This window comes from Planctomycetota bacterium (genome assembly GCA_016872555.1).
GTDB lineage: Bacteria > Planctomycetota > Planctomycetia > Pirellulales > UBA1268 > F1-20-MAGs016.
In genome coordinates, this window is the sequence record VGZO01000002.1 from 47361 (window position 1) to 67892 (window position 20532).

Sequence of the window (20532 nt, forward strand, 5' to 3'; positions counted from 1 at the left end):
CCTGGCGAAGCGGCGTCCAGCGCTCACTCCCCGCGCGGCGGATCCGCGCCGGTGGCGGGAGCCCCACCCGAGGCATCGGGTCCCGTGGCCGCCGGCGCCGCGACCGGCGCGGCACCGGCCGGGGCAGTCGTGCCGGCATCCGTCGGGGTGACGGCGGGCGGATTCCACGAGGTGAACCAGGAATAAAAGTCGCGCGTCCGGGCGGCGTCGAGTGCGGTCGCATGGGCGGCGGCGATGTCGGCCAGCGGCGATGACGGATGATCCTTCGCCAGGGCCTGGTAGCCGTCGCGGGCGGCATCGAGTTGACCGAGGGTTTCGTTCGCCTTGGCGAGCCCGAGCGTCGCCCGTTCGGCGAGCAGGTCGCCAGGACGCTGGCCAAGGATCGTCCGGTACTCGTTGGCCGCCGCCTCGAGCCGCTGCCGCGACCCTTCCTTGTCGACGAACGCCAGTTCGGCCCCCTCGGCGAGCGATCGCTCGGCGACGGCCAGTTTCGCCCAGGCCGCCGCCGGCATTCCCGGGAACTGCTTCTCGATCTCGGTGAGGGCGTCGACCCGTTGCGAGTTGATCGCGTCCAGATAGGCATCCCAGCTCTGCCGCTTGGTCACCGCCTGCTGGGCGGAAGCGAAGCTCCACGCCGCAGCCACCGCGACCAGGCCGAGCAGCGTCAGGCCGATGGCGCGCAGATGGGGCCGCACGCGCTCGGTGAGCTCGGCGACCTGCGATCCGAACAGCGGCTCGTCCCCGAGCCCGTCGTCGCCGTCCGTGGAGACGTCGAGGGCAGCGGCGGCGTCGAAGTCGGCGTCGTCGTCGGCATCGTCGCGCCGGCCTTCGGGTTGGCGACGCGGACGCGACCCGCGATCACGGCGTTCGGGCCGCCGCCCGCCGCGTTCCCGTCGCGAACCGTCGGCCGAACCCTGCCCTCCCGTGTGTCTCATGCCGTCGCCCTTCCCGCAACCGCGCTGCCTGTAGACCGCGGCGGGGACCACCCGCGCCGGAACTCTTCGTGAAAATAGAAACTGCCCCGTCCGCAGCGTCAAGGCGACCCATGACCGCGGCGTGGTGCTCGGTTCGCGCGTCACCTGCTACATTCCCGCCTCCGTCCCGACCGGTCAGCCGATGTCCTCGACCACCTCGTCCATCCCCGCCGGACAGCCGCGCCCCGGCTCGTTCAATGCCGCGCAGCGGATCGCCGTCGAGACGCCGCCGGGGCCATTGCTCGTCCTCGCCGGTGCCGGCACGGGCAAGACGCGCGTCGTGATCGGACGGATCGCGCGGCTGATCCGCGCCGGGGCCGCGCCGGACCGGATCCTCGCGGTCACGTTCACGACCAAAGCCGCCCGGGAGATGCTCGCCCGGGCCGGCAAGGGACGGACCGCCGCCCGCCCGGAGATCTCCACGATCCATTCGCTGTGCGCGCGGATCCTCCGCCGCCGCGCCCGGCAACTGGGGTATCCCGAGCGCTTCGCGATCCTCGACCGCGGCGAGCAGGAGACCATCGCCCGGCGCGTGCTCAAGGAGCTGCGCGTCCCCGAGGCGACGCTCGCGCCCGCGCAACTCCTCGACCGCATCGGGCGGTGGAAGTGCACGGCCGTCCGTCCCGGCGACGCCTTCGACACGATCCCCGTCGACGCGCCCGAAGCCTGGACCCTGGCGGCGGCGGGATACCGGCGGTACCAAGACGCCCTGCGGACCGCGGGCGCGGTCGATTTCGACGACCTCCTCCTGCTCGTCGACGAACTTCTCGGAGGCGACGAGACGGCGCGCCGCGCCGAGGCCGCCCGCTACGACCACCTCCTCGTCGACGAGTACCAGGATACGAGCGTCATCCAGGAGCGGATCCTCACGGCGCTGGCCCGCGACCATCGCAGCCTGTGCGTGGTCGGAGACGACGACCAGTCGATCTACGCCTGGCGCGGCGCCCAGGTGAGCAACATCCTCGACTTCCCCGCCCGTTGGCCGGGGACCGTCACGGTGCGCCTCGAGGAGAACTACCGCTCGTCGCCGCAGATCGTCGCCGCCGCCAACCGCCTGATCGCCTGCAACACCCGCCGGCACGGCAAGACGCTGTCGGCGACCCTTGCCGACGGCCCAGACCCGATCATCATCCAGGCCCAGGACGAGGCCGACGAAGCGCGGACGGTGGTCGGCGATCTCGAGGGTCGGCTCCGTGCCGCGGAGATGCCCCCGCACGAGGCGGCGATCCTCGTCCGCACCGCCGAGCAGACGCGCGGGCCCGAGCAGGAGCTGCGCCGCCGTGGCATTCCCTACGAGGTCGTGGGCAGCCGGTCGTTCTTCGACCGCCGTGAGGTCAAGGACGTGCTCGCCTTCCTCCGTCTCGCGGTCGATCCCGACGACGACCTGGCGATCGCCCGGATCGCCAACGTTCCCCCGCGCGGGCTCTCCGGCCAGACGGTGCAGAAGGCGCGGACCGCCGCCACGGTCGCCGGCCGCAGCCTGTGGCAGGAGCTGCGCCACGCCCGCGCCGAGGCGCGGCTGTCGCCGCCGGCGGCGGCCGGCGTCGAGGCCCTCGAGGCGATCGTGGACGGCGCGGCCACGCTGCCCCGCGGCGGGGCAGCGGCCTGGCTGCGGACCCTCCTCGAGCAGATCGACTACCGGAAGTACCTCCTCGGCGAGAGCACCGATGCCGACGAGGCGACGACGCGCTGGGCCTGCGTCGGCGAGATCGCCGACGCCCTCGATGCCCACCAGCGCGCCCTGCCGCCGTCGGTCGCACCCGCCGACGCGGTCCGCCGGTTCCTCGACGACCTGCTCCTCGAGATCCGCGAGACGGAGCGGTTCGCCGAATCGGGCAAGCAGCGCAGCCAGGTGCGGCTGATGACGCTCCATGCCGCCAAGGGGCTGGAGTTCGACTGCGTGTGGATGATGGGGATGGAGGAGGGGCTGCTTCCCCACCACCGGGCCCTCGCCGACGGACTGGCCGCCCTCGACGAGGAACGGCGCCTGTGCTACGTGGGCGTGACGCGGGCCCGGCGCCAGCTGACGCTGTCGCTGTGCCTGACGCGGACGAAGTGGGGGCGGAAGCGCCCCGGCCGGCCGAGCCGCTTCCTTTACGAGCTCACCGGTCAGGCCGACAAATTCGTCGCCGCGCCCCCCGAGGAGCGATCCGAGAGCGCCGCAGCGCCGCCGGGCCGGGGACGCGGGCCGGCGGGCAGCGCCCGCGCCGCCCGGCGCGACGGCGGCACGCGACGGGGACGACCGCGCTGACCGGTCCCACCCGGCGCCTATTTTCCGATGCAGTGCCGCGCGAAGATCCGTTCGATCAACTCGGCGGGAGTGTCGACACCCGTGACCTCGCCCAGGGCGGCCACGGCGCGGCCGACGGCGCTGGCGACGACGACCTCGTCGGCGGGGCCGCCGCCCGCCCCCGCCGCCGCGATCGGCCGCGCCGCGGCGATCGCCCGCCGCGCCGACTCGATCCCGGCCCCGAGGCGGACCGTGGCCGATGACTCCCCGGGCGGCAGCGAAGCGACCGCCGCCCCGATCGTGGCGGCGAGCGCGGCCACCCCCGCGCCGGTCGCCGCGCTGGTCGCGAGCCCCGCCGCGGCGCGGACGATTCCACGGTCGCAGCGGGTCGCGACCACGATCCGCCGCCGGCCGTCGGGCAGCGCCGGGTGCGGGCCCGGACCCGTGGCGGCATCGTGGCACTCGACGAGCACGTCGGCCGACGCGGCCTGCGCCGCCGCCACCTCCCGGGCCACGGCCGTGAGCCGATCGTCGCCGTCGTCCGCGCCGCCGTCGCCGGCCACGTCGACGAGCAGGCAGGCCGGACGGCCGTCGCGCGACAGCACGCCGTCGACGTAGTCCCGTGTCGTTCCCGGCTCGTCGGCGACCAGCGCTGCCGGGCGCCCGAGCAGGGCGTTGAACAGACTGCTCTTGCCGACGTTGGGAGGACCGACGAGCACCACGCGCGGGAGACGGTGCCTTCCCCCCGCCCCGCGTGCCGCGAGGCGCTCGGCGAGTGTCGCCAGCGCGGCGGTGGCGGCGTCGAGCCGTTCGACGACAGCCGCCCAGGCAGCCCGCGTATCGACCGGCAGCGCGTCGGGGGAGCGCTCGTCGCCAAAATCGATGAGCGCTTCGAGGTCGGCCGCCAGGTCGAGGAGCCCGTTGCGGATGTCTCCCAGCACCCGTCCGCTCCCCCCCGCCAGCGCGTCGAGCGCCGCGTCCAACTCCGTCGCGTCGCGGGCGTCGACCACGGCGAGCAGGGCCTCGGCGCTCGCCAGATCGCTGCGGCCGGCGAGGAATCCACGGAGGCTGAACTCACCGCCCCGCGCCGGCCGCGCACCGGCCCGGCAGGCGGCGGCGATCACCGCCTCGACGAGGTGCGGCGACGCGACGAGATGAAACTCCGCGAGCGCTCCTCCCGTCGGGCCGCCGGGGCCGGGCCACCAGACAAGCGACGCCGGAAGCCCCTCCCAGTCGGCGCCGCACGCCGCCGCGAGCCGAACCGGTTCGAGCCGTGGTCCTGGGGCGCGCGTCGGATCGGTCCACCGAGTCCCGTCGGGCCGATCGAGCAGCGTCCCCACGAGTCGCTCGAGTCCGGCGCCGGAGAAGCGGACGATCGCCCGGGCGCCGGAACCGGCGGGGGTCGCCGCGGCGACGATCAATTCATCCGGATCGTGCATCGACCCGTCGGGCTCAGCGCTTCTTGCGCGACTGGCGGCGGCGCGGCCCGCCCCCGGACTCACGACCGCCGCCCTCGTCGGCGCGGGTCGCCCCGGGGCTGCCCGGCGGCCGGTGGTCCGCCGCCGCGACCGCCTTGTCGAACGTCTTCTTGAGCGTGTCGAGGAACCCCGGTTGATTCGCCGCACCGCGTTCCGAGGGCCCCTGCCGGCGCGCTGCCGGGGGCGCCGCGGCGGTCCCGGCGCTCGCCGTGACGCCCGCCGCCGGGGCGAGCTTCGGCGCCGGCAGCAGGAGGCGCTCGCCGATGCCCCACAGGGTCGAGGCGATGAAGTACAGGCACAAACCGCACGGCACCTTGAAGAACATCAGCGCCATGAACAGCGTCATGTACTTCATCACCTGCTGCTGCATCTCCGACTGCTCGTCGACCGCCGGCGGCATGAACAGCTGCTGCTGCCAGAGGAACAGGCCGATGGTCAGCAACGGGAAGATGTTGAGGAACGGCCCCAGCCAGCCCTCCGGGGCACCGAGGAACGCCGGCAGGTAGCTCGACCAGTCCCAGGCCATGTCGGGGGCGGCGAGATTCGAGCACCAGCGGATCGCCTCGGAGAACAACGGTGCCTGGCGGAGTTCGACGTCGGTCGCCAGCGACCGGTACAGACCCATCAACACGGGAATCTGCACGAACACCGGCAGGCAGCCGCTGGCGGGGTTGTAGCCGTGGGCCCGCCACAGCTCCTGGGTCGCCCGTGTGCGTTTTTCGGGATCGTCCTTGTACTTCTCGGCGATCGCCTTCATCTCCGGCTGCAGCGCCTGCATCTTCTGCGCCGACAGCGCTTGCCGCCTGCTCATCGGCAGCATCGCCCCCCGGACGAGGACGGTGAGGAGGAGGATCGCGATCCCGTAGTTGCCGATCAGCGCGTACAGGCCGTGGAGGATCGCGATCATCGGCCGCGCGACCCAGCCGAACCACCCGAAGTAGACGAGGTCGTCCATCGTGCCGCCGGGCGGGCCGAACCGCGCCAGCAACTCGGGTTTCTTCGGGCCGGCGAACACGAGGTAGCGGTGGGCGGTCCGTGTGCCCGGATCGAGATCGACCGTCCGCGACACGAGCCGCGGCGTGACGTTCACCAGTTTCTTCCGCGCCGCCGGCAGGAACCCTCCCACCGCGAGCGGCCGTACCTCGGCGAGCGGCGGCCGCTCCGGCCCCTCGGCATGCGGGATGAGGGCCGCGGCGAAATACAGCGCGTCGACTCCCGCATAGGCCAGCGGCTTGCCGTCGGGCACGGCCGAGGCGGGGTGCTCGAGTGCGCCGTCGACGATCTTCAGACCGCTCTCGATCGTCGTCGGTGCGCCCGCGAACCGCAGGGCGACGTCACGGACAGCGAGCGATCCCCAATCGCGCGCGATCCGCGAGGCATACCACCAGCCCTCGGTCGGCAGGCCGGTCGGGCCGTCGAGCGCGTAGGCGATCCGCGCCGCGCGCTCGCCCGCCGCGAGCTCGACGCGCAGCTGCAGCGCGTACCCGCCTTCGTCGCCGGGCACGAGCGCGTATTCCTTCACGATGGTCGTGCCGTCGACGAGCGTGGTCGCGAAGCGGACGGTGTCGGGGGCGGCCGCCGGCTCCAGCCGCCAGTCACGCTCGGCGATTTCCAGGCCGGGGAGTTCGGAGAGCGGCTCGGAACGCGTCCGCTCGCCGAGCGATTCGACCGAGACGCGGAACGAGAGCGGGTCGCACCGACCGGGAGCCACCTCCGCGACCGGCACCGCATCGCGCTCGGGCCGCACCACCTCGAGCGGCCGGCGGTCGAGCGTCACGGCGACATCCTCGGCCCCTCCGGCGCGACGGACGGCGACGCGGACGCTCCTCCCCGGAGCGTGCGTGGCGAGCGCACGGACCAGGTCCTTCGGATCGGCCACGGCGACCCCGTCGATCGCGGTGATCACGTCGTCGGGACGCAGCCCCGCGGCCGCAGCTGGCGTGCCGGGACCGACGACGCCGACGCGGCACCCTCCCTCGTCAGCCCGCAACGACAGGTGCCCGAGGTAGCCCCCGCGATCGTCCTGGTCGTGGAACCGATCACCCGAGAGCTCGATCCGTTCGACCGCGCCTCCGAGGCTGGTTAGCGTGACGAGCATCCGCGCCGGATGCGAAGGATCGAGCGAGCCGAGGGTGATCACGGCCCGCGGTGCCGCGGCGGCGGCCGGCGCGGACGCCGTTCCAGGGACAGGCTCACCCTCCGCGTTGGCCACCTCCGCGCCGCCCGGAGCAGGATCGGCGGGGGCATTGGCAGCCGCGGGACGCGGCGGTGCCTTGGCCGGCTGGGGGAAGAGACGGGCCTGGATCAACTGGCTGGCGAACAGGATCGCCACCGAGATGATCAAGAACTGGGTGAGACGTCGTTCCACGGTCGCACAATCCGCCACACCCGGAAATCAGTCCGGCGGGACGACCCGGCGCGGGGCCGTCCGCGGGGGCCGGAGCGGACACCGGGATCTCGCCGCACCTCGCCGGAGTATAGCTGATCCCCACCCGTTGCCGCCGCCCGGTCGCCACGTGCGGTCCACGCGCCGTGGCCCGCGGTAGACTGCCACTCGTTGCCTGCTCGCCTCCGCGTGGCGGCCGGGCCGCCGGCAGACGTCACTTGCCGAGCAGCAGCCTGTCGCCGAGGTAGTTGTCGAGGTCGGCGATCGCGTGGATCTTCCGGCTGGTCTGATCGGCGGGATAGGCAACGCGACGAAACCGGAGCCGGGCCTCGTCTTCGTGGATCACGTAGCACGCCCGCGGGTCGTGGTCGCGGGGTTGGCCGACCGACCCGACGTTGACCATCGCCTTGCCTTCCGGGAGATCGACCGACCAGTCCTCCTGACCCCCGGGGAGGTTGTCCTTGACGTAGCGGAAGTCGGGGTCGGGGGTGAAAACACCACCGATGTGGGTGTGGCCCTGGAAACAGTAGCGCGGCACCAACTCGAAGATGTGTTCCATCTTCAAGGGGTTGTAGATGTCCTCCGGAAACACGTATTCGTCGATCGGCCGGCGCGCCGAGCCGTGGACGTAGAGGAGCCCTTCGTCGGCGTGGCTGCGCCGCAGCTCACCGAGCCAGTCGTGGAGGCGGTCGGCACGGTTGCGCGGCAGGCTGTCGTGGTGGTCGATCTGCCGGCGCGTCCAGAAGATCGCGCGCTCGGCGCCGACGTTGAAGCCGTCCGGGTCGATGAGCGCGGCCTGATCGTGATTGCCGAGGAGGACGACCCGGCAGTGCTCGCGGACGAGCTTCACGCACTCGCAGGGATTGGGACCGTAGCCGACGATGTCACCGAGGCAGAACACCTCGTCGACGCGCTGCCGATCGATGTCGCGGAGAACGGCCTGGAGTGCCTCGAGGTTGCCGTGGATGTCACTGATGACGGCGCGTTTCACGCGGATCGCTTTCGTTGGTTCCGGGCCCCCGTCGACCGGTCAGGGTGAGACTACGGATGGCTGAAACACGGGTCAAGCGACCGCCGGAGCGGGTGGTCGCGATCGAGACCGGCTCGCCACGTGGCACCGTCGCGGCGGCCGGCGCTGCCGGGGTGTGCGAGCAGTCGCTCGACGACGGTGGCCGGCACGGACAACTCCTCTCCGCGGCGCTGGATGCGGTCGCGACCGCGGCCGGATTTCGTGCCGCGGAGACCGACCTCGTCGTGGTCGTCTGCGGTCCGGGGTCGTTCACCGGGCTGCGGGTCGGCGTCACCCTGGCGAAATCGCTGGCCTGGGCCGTGGGCGCGCGGCTGGTCGGCGTCCGTGGCGAGGAGCTCGTGGCGCGGCGCGTCGCGCGCCAGGGGGTAGAGACGGTGTGGGTGGTGTTCGCCGCGGGGCGAGGGGAAGTCGCGGTGACGCGGGTCGCTCCGGCCCCGGAGACGCCGACCGGCTGGTGCTGCGGGCCGCGCGAGCTGTGGGTCCCGGAGGCGCTGGTCGCCGCGCTTCCACCCGGAGCGCGGCTGGCTGGCCCGGGCGCCGCCGGGCTCGGCAGCCTGCGGCCCGGCCACGACCAGCCGGCCGACGACGACTTCGGCTGGCCGACCGCGGTGGAGGCCCTCGACGCCGGCAGCGGGCTGGCGGCCGCCGGGGTCGAGGAGGATCCGGCCGGGCTCGTGCCCGACTATCTCCGCCCGTCGTACGCCGAGGAACCGCGCCGCGGCTGACCGTGGTGCGGCCCCGCACGCCCCGTGTCGCCGGGTACGATGGGCCGCCGTCGCACCGTCGCCCCCGGGTTTTGCAGGAAGCCCCGCATGCCACGCCCGATCCGCAAGCTGCTGGTCGCCAATCGCAGCGAGATCGCCATCCGCGTGTTCCGCTCGGCACACGAATTGGGGATCCGCACCGTCGCGATCTACGCGCATGAAGACCGCTTCGCCCTCCACCGCTTCAAGGCCGACGAGGCCTACCCGGTCGGCCGACCGGGTGAACCGCTCCGCTCCTACCTCGACGTCGACGCGATCGTCGCCGTCGCCCGTGAGCACGGCGTCGATGCGATCCATCCCGGCTACGGCTTCCTTTCCGAGAATCCCGAGTTCGCCGCCGCCTGCCGGGCCGCCGGGATCACGTTCGTCGGGCCGCGCGTCGAGCTGCTCGAGACGCTCGGCGACAAGACCGCCGCCCGCGACCTCGCCCGCCGTGCCGGAGTGCCGATCCTCGCCGGCTCGTCGCGGCCCGTGACGAGCCTCGCCGACGCCCGCGCGATCGCCGTCGACCTCGGTTGGCCGGTGATCCTCAAGGCGGCCCACGGCGGCGGTGGCCGCGGGATGCGGGTCGTGCGCGGCGACGACGAGCTGGCCGTGGCCCTGGAGAGCGCCCAGCGCGAGAGTAAGACCGCGTTCGGCAGCGCCAGCGTGTTCGTCGAGAAGTTCATCCAGCGCGCCCGCCACATCGAGGTCCAGCTCCTCGGCGACGAGCACGGCAACCTCGTCCATCTCTTCGAGCGCGACTGCTCGGTGCAGCGCCGCCACCAGAAGGTGGTCGAGCTCGCCCCCGCCCCCGACCTGCCGGCGGCGACCCGCGAGGCGATCTGCAACGCGGCGCTGGCGATCGGAAAGTTGGCGCGCTACGAGAACGCCGGGACGGTCGAGTTTCTCGTCGATGCCGACACGGGGCGGTTCTACTTCATCGAGGTCAACCCGCGGATCCAGGTCGAGCACACCGTCACCGAGGAGATCACCGGGATCGACATCGTGCGCCGGCAATTGCTCCTCGCCGAGGGACGGCCGTTGTCCGACGCGCTGGTCGGTCTGGCCGATCAGGCGGCGGTGCGGGCGATCGGGTGCGCGATCCAGTGCCGGGTGACGACGGAGGACCCGGAGAACCGCTTCCTGCCCGACTACGGTCGGATCACCGCCTACCGCTCCGCCAGCGGGATGGGGATCCGGCTCGACGCCGGGACCGCTTTCTCCGGCGCCGTCGTGACGCCCTACTTCGACTCGCTCCTCGTCAAGGTCACCGCCCGTGGGCTGACCCACGCCGAGGCGGCGGCACGGATCGAGCGCTGCCTGCAGGAGTTCCGCGTCCGCGGCGTGAAGACCAACATCCCGTTCCTCGTCAACCTCGTCACCCATCCCGAGTTTCTCGGCGGGCGCTGCACGACGCGGTTCATCGACGAGACACCGGCGCTGTTCGACTTCCCGATCCGCCGCGACCGGGCCACGAAGCTGCTGGAATACCTCGCCGACGTGGTCGTCAACGGCAATCCGTTGGTCCGGGGGCGACCCGCCGTCGCCCGCCGAATCCCGGCGCCGCTGCCGGCGCCGGAGACGACCGCGCCCCGATCACCCTGGACACGCGACCGGCTCCGCGCCCTCGGGCCGGATGCGTTCGCCCGCGAGCTCCGCGGCGAGCGCGCCCTGCTCGTCACCGACACGACGATGCGCGACGCCCATCAGTCGCTCCTCGCCACCCGGATGCGGACCTACGACATGCTGTCGATGGCCGACGCCTACGCACGGCTCGCCGGCGGCCTGTTCTCCCTGGAGATGTGGGGCGGGGCGACGTTCGACACCGCCCTCCGCTTCCTCCGCGAGTGCCCGTGGGACCGGCTGGCCCGGCTCCGCGAACGGATCCCCGGCGTGCTGTTCCAGATGCTGCTCCGCGCGAGCAACGCCGTCGGCTACACCAACTACCCCGACAACGTCGTCGAGGGGTTCGTCCGCGAGTCGGCGGCCGCCGGGATCGACCTGTTCCGGGTCTTCGATCCGCTCAACTGGGTTCCCAACATGCGGGTCGCGATCGACGCCGTGCTCGCCTCCGGCGGGCTCTGCGAGGCGGCGATCTGCTACACCGGCGACATCCTCGATCCGGCACGGACGAAGTACTCGCTCGCCTACTACGTCGATCTGGCCCGCGAGCTGGAGCGGGCCGGGGCGCATCTGCTGGCGATCAAGGACATGGCCGGCCTGTGCAAGCCGGCGGCGGCGGCGCGGCTGGTGGAGGCGCTCCGCGACGCGGTCGCCCTGCCGATCCACTTCCACACCCACGACACCTCCGGCGCCGGTCTGGCGACGGTGCTCGAAGCGGCCCGCGCGGGTGCCACGGCCGTCGATGGCGCCTTCGCCCCGTTCGCCGGACTCACCAGCCAGCCGAGCCTCAACGCCCTCGCCGAGGCCCTGAGGAACACGCCGCGCGACACCGGCCTCGATCCCGACGGCCTCCGCCGGTTGGCACGGAGTTGGGGTGCGATCCGCGAGCACTACACGCCGTTCGAGTGCGGGATGAAGGCTCCCGACGCCGACCTGTACCTCCACGAGATGCCCGGCGGTCAGTTCACCAACCTTCTCGAGCAGGCGCGGGCGCTGGGGCTCGCCGACCGCTGGGACGAGGTCTGCCGCGCCTACGCCGACGTCAATCGCCTCCTCGGCGACATCGTCAAGGTGACGCCGACGAGCAAGGCCGTCGGTGACCTGGCCCTGATGCTCGTGACCAACGGATTACAGGCGGCCGATCTCCTCAGCCCCGGTCGCGAACTGGCCTTCCCCGAGTCGGCGATCGATCTCCTCTCGGGGCGGATGGGTCAGCCGCCGGGAGGCTTCCCGCCGGAGGTCGTCCGGCGCGTCGTGCGGTCGGGCGACCTGGTGACGGGCCGGCCCGGGGCGTCGCTGCCCCCGGCCGACTTCGAAGCCGCCCGTGGGCGGGCCAACGCGGTGCTCGGTCACGGGGCCTCGCAGCGCGACGTGCTCTCGTGGCTCCTCTACCCGCGCGTCTTCGAGGACTACGCCCGCCACGTCGCGCGCTACGGCGACGTCAGCGTGCTCCCCACGCCGTTCTTCCTCGAGGGCCCGAAGCCAGGGGAGGAGTTGGCGGTCGACATCGAGCCGGGCAAGACGCTCGTGATCCGCCTGCTGACCGTCGGTGAGCCGCACGCCGACGGCACGCGGACGGTGTTCTTCGAGCTCAACGGCCAGCCGCGGAGTGTGTCGATCGCCGACCGGAGCCTCGAGGGCACGGTCCAGCGCCGGCCGAAGGCGGTGGCGGGCGACGTGCGCGAGGTCGGCGCGCCGATGCCGGGGCTGGTCGTGACCGTGGCGGTGCAGCCCGGAGACCCGGTCACGCGGGGCCAGAAGTTGCTGTCGCTCGAGGCAATGAAGATGGAGACGACCGTCTACGCCGAGCGCGACGGCACGATCGCCGAGGTCCTCGTCGCCCCCGGGACGGCGGTCGAACCGGGGGAGTTGCTCCTGCGCTACGGCGACGCCTGAAGGCGGCGACGGTGGATGCCGCCGGGTGCCCGCATCATTTCCCCGCCAGCGCCGCGGCGGCCTCGCGCCACACCCGGGCCAGATCGGGGCGCCCGAGCGACTCGGCGACTTCCGCGAGCCGGAGGCGGACGGCGGGGTCGCGCGGCGCGTCCCACGCCTGCTGGTGGAGCTCGGCGAACTCGGCGCGGACCCGGCGGATCCGCTCCGCCTCCGCCTGTGCACGGGCGGCGTCGGCGTCGCGACCGAGTGTCGCCAGAGCGCGCGCCTGCGTGAGCCGCGCCTGGTAGTCGTGCGGTGCGAGGCGGACCGCTTCGTCGAGCGGGCCGAGCGCCGCCGGGGCGTCGCCATCCTCGAGGCGGATCGTGGCGGCCAGCACGAGTGCCGCGGGATCGTCGGGACGTTCGGCCAGGATGCCGTCGACGAGGGCCCGCGCCGCGGCGGTCTCCCCGAGCGCGAGCCGGCATTCCGCCTCGAGCAGCCGCTCGCGGGTGCCACCGGCGTTACGCGCCAGCGTCGCCAGCGCCTCCTCGTGGCGGCGGAGCTGCACCTGGCAGGCGGCCATCTCGGCGAGGAGATCGTCGCGGTCAGGCTGGTCCGGATCGCGCTCGAGCGACTCCTCGTAATAGGCCACCGCGTCGGCGTAGCGCTCGTAGTCGGAGTGGATCAGGGCCAACAATCGGACCGGGCGCGGATCCGACGGGACGAGTCGGCGCACCGCCTCGAGGTGCCCGAGCGCCTCGGGGATGGCGCCCGTGTCGTAAGCGATCGTGGCCAGCAGACGGTGGGGGGAGACCGCTGCCGGATCGGCAGCCACGGCACCGGCGAGCAACGTCCGGGCCTCGGCAACCTGGCCGGCGCGCAGCGCCGCTTCGCCGGCCACCAGCGCGCGGAGCGACCTCAGGCCGCGTGGTTCCCCGTCGCGGGCCGGAGCCAGCGCGCCGAGCGCGTCGAGGGCCGGCTGCACGTAGCCGCGGGCGAGCAGGAGACGGATCCGGATGAGGTCGGCAGCCCCGGCGGCGCCACGGCCGTCGAGGCTCCGGATCGTGGCGCGCACCGCCGGCAGGTCTGTCCGGTCGAGGGCCTCGTTCGCCGTGGCGATGAGCTTCGTCGGCGGCAGGCCCGGCCGGCGCGCGAAGCCGACCGCCAGAGCGGTCGTCGCCGCCACCAGCGCGGCGACGGCGAACCACGGCCGGCGACGTCTCCTCCCCACCACCGCGCTCACGGCGCGGCTCCATCCGGACCAACCGCCGCGGCCCCCACCATCGGCTCCACGACGCGCACCACGGCGACGCTCTCGTCCACGACCACCTCCTCGCGGCCACCGGCCGGCCAGACGACGACGAGCGTCAACGGACCACGGGCCGCCGGCTTGGTCAAGCGCAGCCGGCGCTCCGAGTGCGACAGGTAACTGCCCCCCCCGGTGACCTGCGCCGTCACGATATCGGCCCCCGCGCCCAGGCTGACACGCGCGCCGACGGCGTCGCGATTCCCGATCGTGCCGACCAGTTCCACCGTCAGCGACGGACCGACCGCGGCGAAGGTGTTTTCCAGCACCGCCAGCGGCTCGTTGAGGTGCGACACTGCCAGGTCGCCGTCGCCGTCGCCGTCGAAGTCGCCGACGGCCAGCCCGCGTCCTTCGTGGACGGCGGCGAAGTAGCTGCCCGGCACGGCCACCGCGCGGCGGAACCGTGCGCCGTCGTAACGCAGCAGCAGCGGCAGCTGTTTGCGCGGCGAGACGTCGGGGTATTTGATCACGTGACCGTCGGCGACCGCGATGTCGGTGCGGCCGTCGCGGTCGAAATCGTCGCAGGCCGTGCCGAATCCGACGAACAGCCCGCCGAGATCGCTGATCCCGTGGCGGCGGCTGACGTGGAGGAACTGGCAGCGCCCCTCGTTGCGGTACAGCGCGAACGACTCCTGCTCGTAGTTGGCGACCCACAGGTCGGGCCGGCCGTCACGGTTGAAGTCGCAGACATCGACCCCCATGCTGCCGTTGGGGAGGCCGCGGTCGTCGAGGGCCACACCAGCCAGCAGGCCGCGCTCCTCGAAGCGGCCGTGGCCGTCGTTGACGTAGAGGAAGTTGTCGGTCGTGTCGTTGGCGACGTAGATGTCGACGTCACCGTCGACGTCGACGTCGGCGAGCAGCACGCCCAGCCCCTTGCCGTCGGCGCGCAGGCCGACCTCCGTAGCGGCGTCGTGGAACCCCCCCGCACCGTCCGACAGGTAGAGCGAGTCAGGCAGCCCGGCGAACATCCGCGGCGGGCAGATCTCGCGCCGCTTCGGATCGAAGCCGCAGGGGGGATGATTGGCAAACGACCAGTCGACGTACCGCGCCAGGTAGAGGTCGAGGGCGCCGTCGCCGTCGACGTCGGCCCAGCCGGCGCTCGAACTCCACCGCGCGTCTTCCCCCCCCGGCGCGGCCAAACGGGCGAACGTGCCGTCGCCGCGGTTGTGCCACCACTGAGGCACGCCATAGCCGGTGACGAGCAGATCGGGGAAGCCGTCGTTGTCGTGGTCGCCGATCGCCACGCCGTGGCTGTAAAGATCGTCGGCCACCAGGCCGGCCGGTCGCGCGACCGCGCTGAACGACCGACCGGCCTGGTTGCGGAACAGACCGGTGGGGAGCCCCGTGATACGCTCGGCGGGGGCGAAGCCGCCCCCACCGGTGGCGACGAGGTCGACCCACCCGTCGCGGTCGAAGTCGAACCAGCCCACGCCCCCACCGAGTGATTCGAGGATCGTCGAATGGTCCGCCTGGTCACCGTTGCGGTGCGTGAACGTGACCCCGAGGTCCGCGGCGCGGTCGACGAATCGCTCAGCCCCCGCGCTGCCGTCTTCCAGGGCGGCCGCCGGGCCCGCCCCCCCGCCCGGCGGCATTGGTGCCGGCCGCGTGCAGCCGAGGACCCCGACGAGTAGCAGCGGGAGACCGTGGCGGGCGAGCCACGCCGCCGTCCGCGACAGCTCACTCATGGGGCGGCCCCGTCACCGGTGGCTTCGATCCAGCGCCGCTGCTCGGCGGCACGACGTTCGTCGCCGACCGACTCATACCATTCGGCGAGCCGCTTCCGGGCCCGCTGGTGGCGGGGATCGACCTGGACGGCGGTCTCGAGCCAACGGATTCCGTCAGGGCCGAAGCCGTTCTGGAGAAGGATCTCGCCGGCATCGGCGCGGAGATCGGCGTCGTCGGGGCGCGTGCCGAGAAGCATCAGGGTGCTGCTCAGGCGGCGGCGACCATCCGCCAGCGTCCGTGCCCGGGCCTGGGCCTCGGCCGCCGCGGCTGCCGCGCCGACCCGTGACAGCCCGGCGGCATGGGCGAGATGGCAGCGTTCGTTGCGCGGATCGAGGGCGACCGCCTGCCCAGCCAGCGCGATCGCCCGTCGTGGTTCACCCTCCTCGAGCGCGATCTGGGCCAACTCGGCCAGCGCCACCGCGGCTTCCGGTGGGGTGAGGTCCAGCGTCAGCGCCTCGCGGATCAGCCGCTCCCCTCCGGCGACGTCACCGGCGCGGAGACGGCACTGGGCCAGGCCCACGAGCGCACTGCCGTCGTCCGGACGGGCGGCATGGACCGCGGCAAACTCGGCGGCGGCTGCCGGAAGCCGCGCCGCCTCCAATTCGAGGCGCGCGACGGCGCGGCGGAGATCGACCCGACCCGGGGCGAGCGCCAGCCCGCGCCGGTAGGCGTCGAGGGCCGCTCCGGCCTGCCCGAGGCGCTCTTCGAGCCGGCCGTGCAGGGCGTGGAGTTGGGGGTCGTCGTCGCGCCACCGCTCCCAATAGTCGAGGCAGCGGTCGGCATCGACGAACCGGAAGGCGTTGAGGAACCCCTCCGCCATCGCCGCATAGCACTCGGCGGCGAAGGCGTCGTCTCCCCCGTCACTGATCAGCCTCCGCACGTCCGGCTCGACCTCGAGGATGTCGCCACACTGCGCCTCGGCGAGGAGTCGCTCCCGCGACACGCGCGACGGCTCGTGGCCGGCGGCCAGCGCGGTGCGAAACCATCCCTCGGCCTCGAGCAGGTCTCCGCGCCGGCGCAGCAAACGGCCCCGCTCGAACGCGCCGTCGGCGTCGGGCGCGCGGCCGCGGTCGAGCCGATCGCGGAACGCGAGGGCCAAATCGTAGTCGCCACCCGTTTCGGCGGCGTCGAGACGACGCGTTACGAGCGCGCGGTACCAGCGATCACCGCGGGCGGCTACGAGCACGATCAGGGCGACGATCGCCAGCAGCGTCGCGACGCGCCACTCGCGGCCGGTCAGATGGCGGGCCGGTGGCATCGGACAGTGCCCCCCATGCCGACCGCGATCATTCCTTGAGATCGAACGAGAACACGTTCTTCTTCGTGTCGCTCGTGACCTCGGCGGTCAAGCCGCTGCTCGCGGCACGGCCATACTTCTCCGGAATCTCCGACTTACCCTGCTCCTGCTTCTTGCCGGCCGCAGCGGCGGCCATCTTCGCCATGTCAGCCGGCGTGGGATTCGCAGGAGCACCCGCTGCCCCGCCACCCGAGACCTTGGTGATGCTCACCTTGTTGGCACCGCGGATGGCCTGGGCGATCGTGAACTTGCCCGACCCGTCGGTGGTTCCCATCACGGGAGCACCCTTTTCAGGCACGAACGTCACCGTGGCCCCCTCGACCGGCTTACCGGCGACCGACACCGTCCCGCTCACGCCCGAGGTTACCGGCCCCGATGGACCGCACCCGAAACCACCGAACACGATCAGACCGGCCACGACCCCCGACCAGCACACCATGTTCGAGCGGTTCACGACAGGCTCCGGGAAAGAGGGTTCCTCCGGCGGCCGGAGCCGCCGGAGGAACGAGGATCATCCGATGGTCGCGACGGGCCGACCGGGGCCGGCCCACGATCCACGACCGGTGTTGCGGGTCAGAAACTGCTGTCGTTGAAGTTCTGACGATCGCGTCGGCCACCGAGGTACTGGTAGGTCTGGTGGTCGATGTTCTCCGCCACGAATCTCACCGAACCGTCGCCCATCAGGAAACCGGCTCCGCCCGGGTGCCGCGAGCGGAAGCCCCACGAGTAGTTCCAGTTGCTCTTCGGCCAGCAGGCGGGGTTCTGCGCCCCGGCAGCCTGGGCCTCGGCCTGCGAGTTGTAGCAGGTGGTGAGGTTGTTGATCGGCACCACCGTCGACGCGTGGGCGTTGTTGAAGCCGTTCCAACTCCACAGCCCCTCGACATGGTCGTGGCACTCGACGAGCACCTCGCCCACCATGATCGTCTTGCTGAGGCCGTCGGACACGTTGGCGAACGTGATCCCCTTCGGCGAGTAGGCGACGCGCGAGAACACGCCGGACACTTCGTTGAACGATCCGCCGTTGCCATGGTCGGCGTTGCCGTAGGGCTGCTCGCGGAACTGCTGCCACTGGTTGCAATTCCCGTCAGCGGAACCGGTCGACTGAGACCCGAGCGACCCGGTGTAGCTTCCCTCGGCCCAGCCGTACATGTCGGGCGGACCGGTGTCCGACGGGCAGCGAGTGAATGGAAGCTGCGTGCTGCGGAGCTCCCTGCCGTCGATCAACTGCGTGCGGATGTCGGGATCATCGCCGGCACTGGGACCATTGCCCGCCAAGCCGAAATTGATCTTCGAGTACAGCGGCGCGAACTCGACGTAGGGCAGGATCTGCGAGTGCCACCCCAAGCCATCGGACCAGTTGGGGGCAGCGCCGGGCACTTCCGCAGCCTGCGGAAGCATCTGCTTCGAGTCGTGGTGGTTGTGGATCGCCAAGCCGTACTGCTTGAGGTTGTTGCTGCACTTGCTGCGCCGGGCGGCTTCGCGCGCCGCCTGAACGGCCGGAAGCAGCAGTCCGACGAGCGTGCCGATGATGGCGATCACCACCAGCAATTCGACGAGGGTGAAACCACGTCGCGGAGTTCGACGGTCAACATGGCTCATGGAGCACCTCTGGATTCCCCGCAGGAGAAGAATAAATGACGCATCTGCCGAGAAACGAACGATTCGATGGATGGACGGCCTGACCTGTCGCGCGCGACGTCGCACGCTCGTGCCATCGAGACCATCCCCCCCCACACGGGAAGAGTCTACCGACGGCCGCCGTCGGAATGCAAGGGATCGGCCACGGAAGCGGGCCGATTGAGCCAGACACGCAGCGGCGCCTCGGCCGGCCCCTTTTCGTCGGGGCGCCAGACGCCGGCGACGAGGTCGGGGCGTCCGTCCCGATCGACGTCGGCGACCGTGAACGAGGCGTGGTCGCAGCGGTCGAGGGCGATGGTGTGGGGGGCGAACTCGCCGCCGGGCCGCTGCTCGAGCCACAGCAGGGCCGCGAACGTGCCGGCGGGGCTGCCGGCGGCCCACGGATGCAGCGCGGACACGACGACGTCGAGATCGCCGTCACCGTCGAGATCGGCGGCTGACGCCTGCGATGCCGCTGGCATCCGGATCAGCTCGTGGCACGTGAATGCCCGCCCCCCTTCGTTGCGAAGCCAGCGGACACCGTGGTAGGGCTTGGCAATCCCGCTGTCCATCATGTCGCCGTTGGTGTGGAGGATGTCGAGGCGGCCGTCGGCATCGAGGTCGGCGATCTCGAAGCCGCTCGAGCCCCACGAGGGATCGGGGAAACGGTGGATCGTCGCGTGCTCCACGTCCCCGCCGTCGCGGCCCCAGTAAAAGTCGACCGTCTCGTGCTCCTGGGCGAACGCGGAGACGATGTCATCGTGGCCGTCACCGTCGAGATCGGCGACACGCACCCCGAGCGCCCCGTGACGGGCGTCGAGGATCGTGGCTGCCCCTCCGTCCGCAGGCACCATCCGCAGCGCCCCGGTCGCGCGCCAGCCGAACTCGGCGACGACGACCCCGCCGCCCGCGGGCCAGGGCTGCACCTCGACCACCCGCGACAGCCTTCCGAGCACAGTCTCCACGCCACCGCCGGCAGTCATCCGCAGCACGCGTCCCCGATCATGGTCGACGACGTTGAACGAGCCGAGATCGGCGAGCAGCCACCCTGCGGGATCGCTGCCCGACGACGTCGGCGTGAGCCGACAGGCGTGCGAGACACGCGTGACCGGCGTGCTCGAGACGGTGCCTTCGCCGCCCCCCGGCGCGACGTCGAGCGTCCAGCGGCTGACCTCTCCGGAGCGCATGTCGGAGGTGAACAGGACGCGTTCGTCCGGGCGCCACAGCACGTGGGCGATCACCGGCGACGGCCGTTCGCTGCCGGCGGCGAGCCGCAGCGGCTCGAACACCACGGGCGGTTCGGCCTCCACGCGGTCGGCCGCTCGGTCGATGCGCAGAGCCTCGGGTGCCGAGGCTTGGAAGAGGCGCACCGTCTCCGCTTCCGGGGGCCGTTTCAGGTCGCTGCGCAGCGACCGCTCGTAGAACACGAACCCCTGCCGCACCTCGCGGGGCCAGTCTTCCCGCGCAAAACTGGTCCCATCGGGCAGGGCATGGCAGTCACCACAGAACCGACGGACCGTGTCGGCGACCTCCGCCGACACGCCGCCGTCGGCGGCGGAGCCGATCGTGCCGGGCGGCGGCTCCGGAGTCGCCCGGCCGCACCCTGCGATCGCCAGCAGGCAGACGACGATGCCGCGCGCCCGACGTCTCACCGCCCCTGTTCCTTGAGGAGGTCTTTGAAGAGCTTGCGCGTCTTGGCGACTTTCGGCGCCGCCTGGGCTTGGCAATAGCGATCGAACGTATTCTTGGCAAAGTAGTCCTGGTGGTAGTCCTCGGCCGGGTAGAAGGTCGACGCGGGCGTGACCTCGGTGACGATCCGACCGGGGAAGACCCGCGCCTGGTCGAGCCGCCGGATCACCTCGACCGCGATCCGCTTCTGCTCGTCGTCGTGGAAAAAGATGCCGGACCGGTACTGCGGGCCGACGTCGGGGCCCTGCCGGTTGAGCGTCGTCGGGTCGTGCGTCGTGAAGAAGATCTCGAGCAGTTTCTCGAACGGCACCTGGGCGGGGTCGTAGGTGATCTCGACAGCCTCGGCGTGGCCGGTCATCCCGGTGCAGACCTGCTGGTAGGTCGGATTGGGAACCTTGCCGCCGATGTAGCCGCTCTCGACCGACTCGACCCCCTTGATCTCGGCGTACACCGCCTCGGTGCACCAAAAGCACCCGCCGGCGAACGTCGCCTTGGCCCGCTTCGTCTCCCCGTCGGCCGCCATCATCACACCTCCCGTGAGCAGGAGTCCCCCGAG

At 72.1% G+C, this 20532-nt stretch carries 14 protein-coding genes; 3 read left to right on the plus strand and 11 right to left on the minus strand.

What is annotated here, in order from left to right; translation table 11 throughout:
* Positions 1-23: 23 nt before the first annotated feature.
* Positions 24-935, minus strand: a complete 912-nt coding sequence (locus tag FJ309_01120; GenBank protein ID MBM3953219.1) for a hypothetical protein — start codon at positions 933-935, stop codon at positions 24-26.
* A 181-nt stretch (positions 936-1116) separates the two neighbouring features.
* Here FJ309_01120 and FJ309_01125 point away from each other — a divergent pair, with 181 nt between their 5' ends.
* Positions 1117-3225: an ATP-dependent helicase gene (locus FJ309_01125; GenBank protein MBM3953220.1), complete on the plus strand. Its 2109-nt coding sequence runs from the start codon at positions 1117-1119 to the stop codon at positions 3223-3225.
* Positions 3226-3242: 17 nt separating this feature from the next.
* On the opposite strand, the gene FJ309_01130 is transcribed toward FJ309_01125, so the two are convergent.
* The 3 genes from FJ309_01130 to FJ309_01140 all read right to left on the minus strand — a co-directional run bounded on the left by FJ309_01130 (position 3243) and on the right by FJ309_01140 (position 8059).
* Positions 3243-4643, minus strand: coding sequence for a hypothetical protein (locus FJ309_01130; protein MBM3953221.1), 1401 nt, complete (start codon positions 4641-4643; stop codon positions 3243-3245).
* Positions 4644-4656: 13 nt separating this feature from the next.
* Positions 4657-7050 carry a membrane protein insertase YidC gene (gene yidC, locus FJ309_01135; GenBank protein MBM3953222.1) on the minus strand — a complete coding sequence of 798 codons (2394 nt, stop codon included), beginning with the start codon at positions 7048-7050 and terminating at the stop codon, positions 4657-4659.
* Positions 7051-7282: 232 nt separating this feature from the next.
* The gene (locus tag FJ309_01140) at positions 7283-8059 is read right to left on the minus strand and encodes a metallophosphoesterase (GenBank protein MBM3953223.1); all 777 of its coding nucleotides are present in this window, start codon (positions 8057-8059) and stop codon (positions 7283-7285) included.
* Positions 8060-8115: 56 nt separating this feature from the next.
* On the opposite strand from FJ309_01140, the gene tsaB reads away from it, so the two are divergent.
* Together tsaB and FJ309_01150 are read left to right on the plus strand one after the other, a co-directional pair.
* The gene (gene tsaB, locus FJ309_01145) at positions 8116-8823 is read left to right on the plus strand and encodes a tRNA (adenosine(37)-N6)-threonylcarbamoyltransferase complex dimerization subunit type 1 TsaB (GenBank protein ID MBM3953224.1); all 708 of its coding nucleotides are present in this window, start codon (positions 8116-8118) and stop codon (positions 8821-8823) included.
* Positions 8824-8910: 87 nt separating this feature from the next.
* Positions 8911-12363, plus strand: coding sequence for a pyruvate carboxylase (locus FJ309_01150; GenBank protein ID MBM3953225.1), 3453 nt, complete (start codon positions 8911-8913; stop codon positions 12361-12363).
* Between the two features lie 34 nt (positions 12364-12397).
* Here FJ309_01150 and FJ309_01155 read toward each other — a convergent pair whose 3' ends face one another.
* The 7 genes from FJ309_01155 to msrA all read right to left on the minus strand — a co-directional run bounded on the left by FJ309_01155 (position 12398) and on the right by msrA (position 20499).
* On the minus strand, positions 12398-13141 hold the full coding sequence (locus FJ309_01155) for a tetratricopeptide repeat protein (protein ID MBM3953226.1): 744 nt from the start codon (positions 13139-13141) through the stop codon (positions 12398-12400).
* Positions 13142-13581: 440 nt separating this feature from the next.
* Positions 13582-15333, minus strand: a complete 1752-nt coding sequence (locus FJ309_01160; GenBank protein ID MBM3953227.1) for a CRTAC1 family protein — start codon at positions 15331-15333, stop codon at positions 13582-13584.
* Positions 15330-16631 (minus strand): tetratricopeptide repeat protein, encoded by a 1302-nt coding sequence (locus tag FJ309_01165; GenBank protein ID MBM3953228.1) that lies wholly within the window; start codon positions 16629-16631, stop codon positions 15330-15332. Before FJ309_01165 ends, FJ309_01160 begins: the two co-directional genes overlap by 4 nt.
* A gap of 28 nt (positions 16632-16659) precedes the next feature.
* A complete protein-coding gene (locus tag FJ309_01170; GenBank protein ID MBM3953229.1) occupies positions 16660-17124 on the minus strand; it encodes a carboxypeptidase regulatory-like domain-containing protein in 465 nt (154 codons plus the stop codon).
* 119 nt (positions 17125-17243) lie between these two features.
* Positions 17244-18269 carry a DUF1559 domain-containing protein gene (locus FJ309_01175; GenBank protein MBM3953230.1) on the minus strand — a complete coding sequence of 342 codons (1026 nt, stop codon included), beginning with the start codon at positions 18267-18269 and terminating at the stop codon, positions 17244-17246.
* A gap of 146 nt (positions 18270-18415) precedes the next feature.
* On the minus strand, positions 18416-19939 hold the full coding sequence (locus FJ309_01180; GenBank protein ID MBM3953231.1) for a VCBS repeat-containing protein: 1524 nt from the start codon (positions 19937-19939) through the stop codon (positions 18416-18418).
* Positions 19936-20499, minus strand: a complete 564-nt coding sequence (gene msrA / locus FJ309_01185; protein ID MBM3953232.1) for a peptide-methionine (S)-S-oxide reductase MsrA — start codon at positions 20497-20499, stop codon at positions 19936-19938. Before msrA ends, FJ309_01180 begins: the two co-directional genes overlap by 4 nt.
* Positions 20500-20532 lie beyond the last annotated feature (33 nt).

Excerpts from the sequence above, each read along its gene's own strand:
- FJ309_01120 (MBM3953219.1), bottom strand. The coding sequence starts at position 935 with ATGAGACACACGGGAGGGCAGGGTTCGGCCGACGGTTCGCGACGGGAA.
- FJ309_01125 (MBM3953220.1), top strand. The coding sequence starts at position 1,117 with ATGTCCTCGACCACCTCGTCCATCCCCGCCGGACAGCCGCGCCCCGGC.
- FJ309_01130 (MBM3953221.1), bottom strand. The coding sequence starts at position 4,643 with ATGCACGATCCGGATGAATTGATCGTCGCCGCGGCGACCCCCGCCGGT.
- tsaB (MBM3953224.1), top strand. The coding sequence starts at position 8,116 with ATGGCTGAAACACGGGTCAAGCGACCGCCGGAGCGGGTGGTCGCGATC.
- FJ309_01150 (MBM3953225.1), top strand. The coding sequence starts at position 8,911 with ATGCCACGCCCGATCCGCAAGCTGCTGGTCGCCAATCGCAGCGAGATC.
- FJ309_01160 (MBM3953227.1), bottom strand. The coding sequence starts at position 15,333 with ATGAGTGAGCTGTCGCGGACGGCGGCGTGGCTCGCCCGCCACGGTCTC.
- FJ309_01165 (MBM3953228.1), bottom strand. The coding sequence starts at position 16,631 with ATGCCACCGGCCCGCCATCTGACCGGCCGCGAGTGGCGCGTCGCGACG.
- FJ309_01175 (MBM3953230.1), bottom strand. The coding sequence starts at position 18,269 with ATGAGCCATGTTGACCGTCGAACTCCGCGACGTGGTTTCACCCTCGTC.
- msrA (MBM3953232.1), bottom strand. The coding sequence starts at position 20,499 with ATGGCGGCCGACGGGGAGACGAAGCGGGCCAAGGCGACGTTCGCCGGC.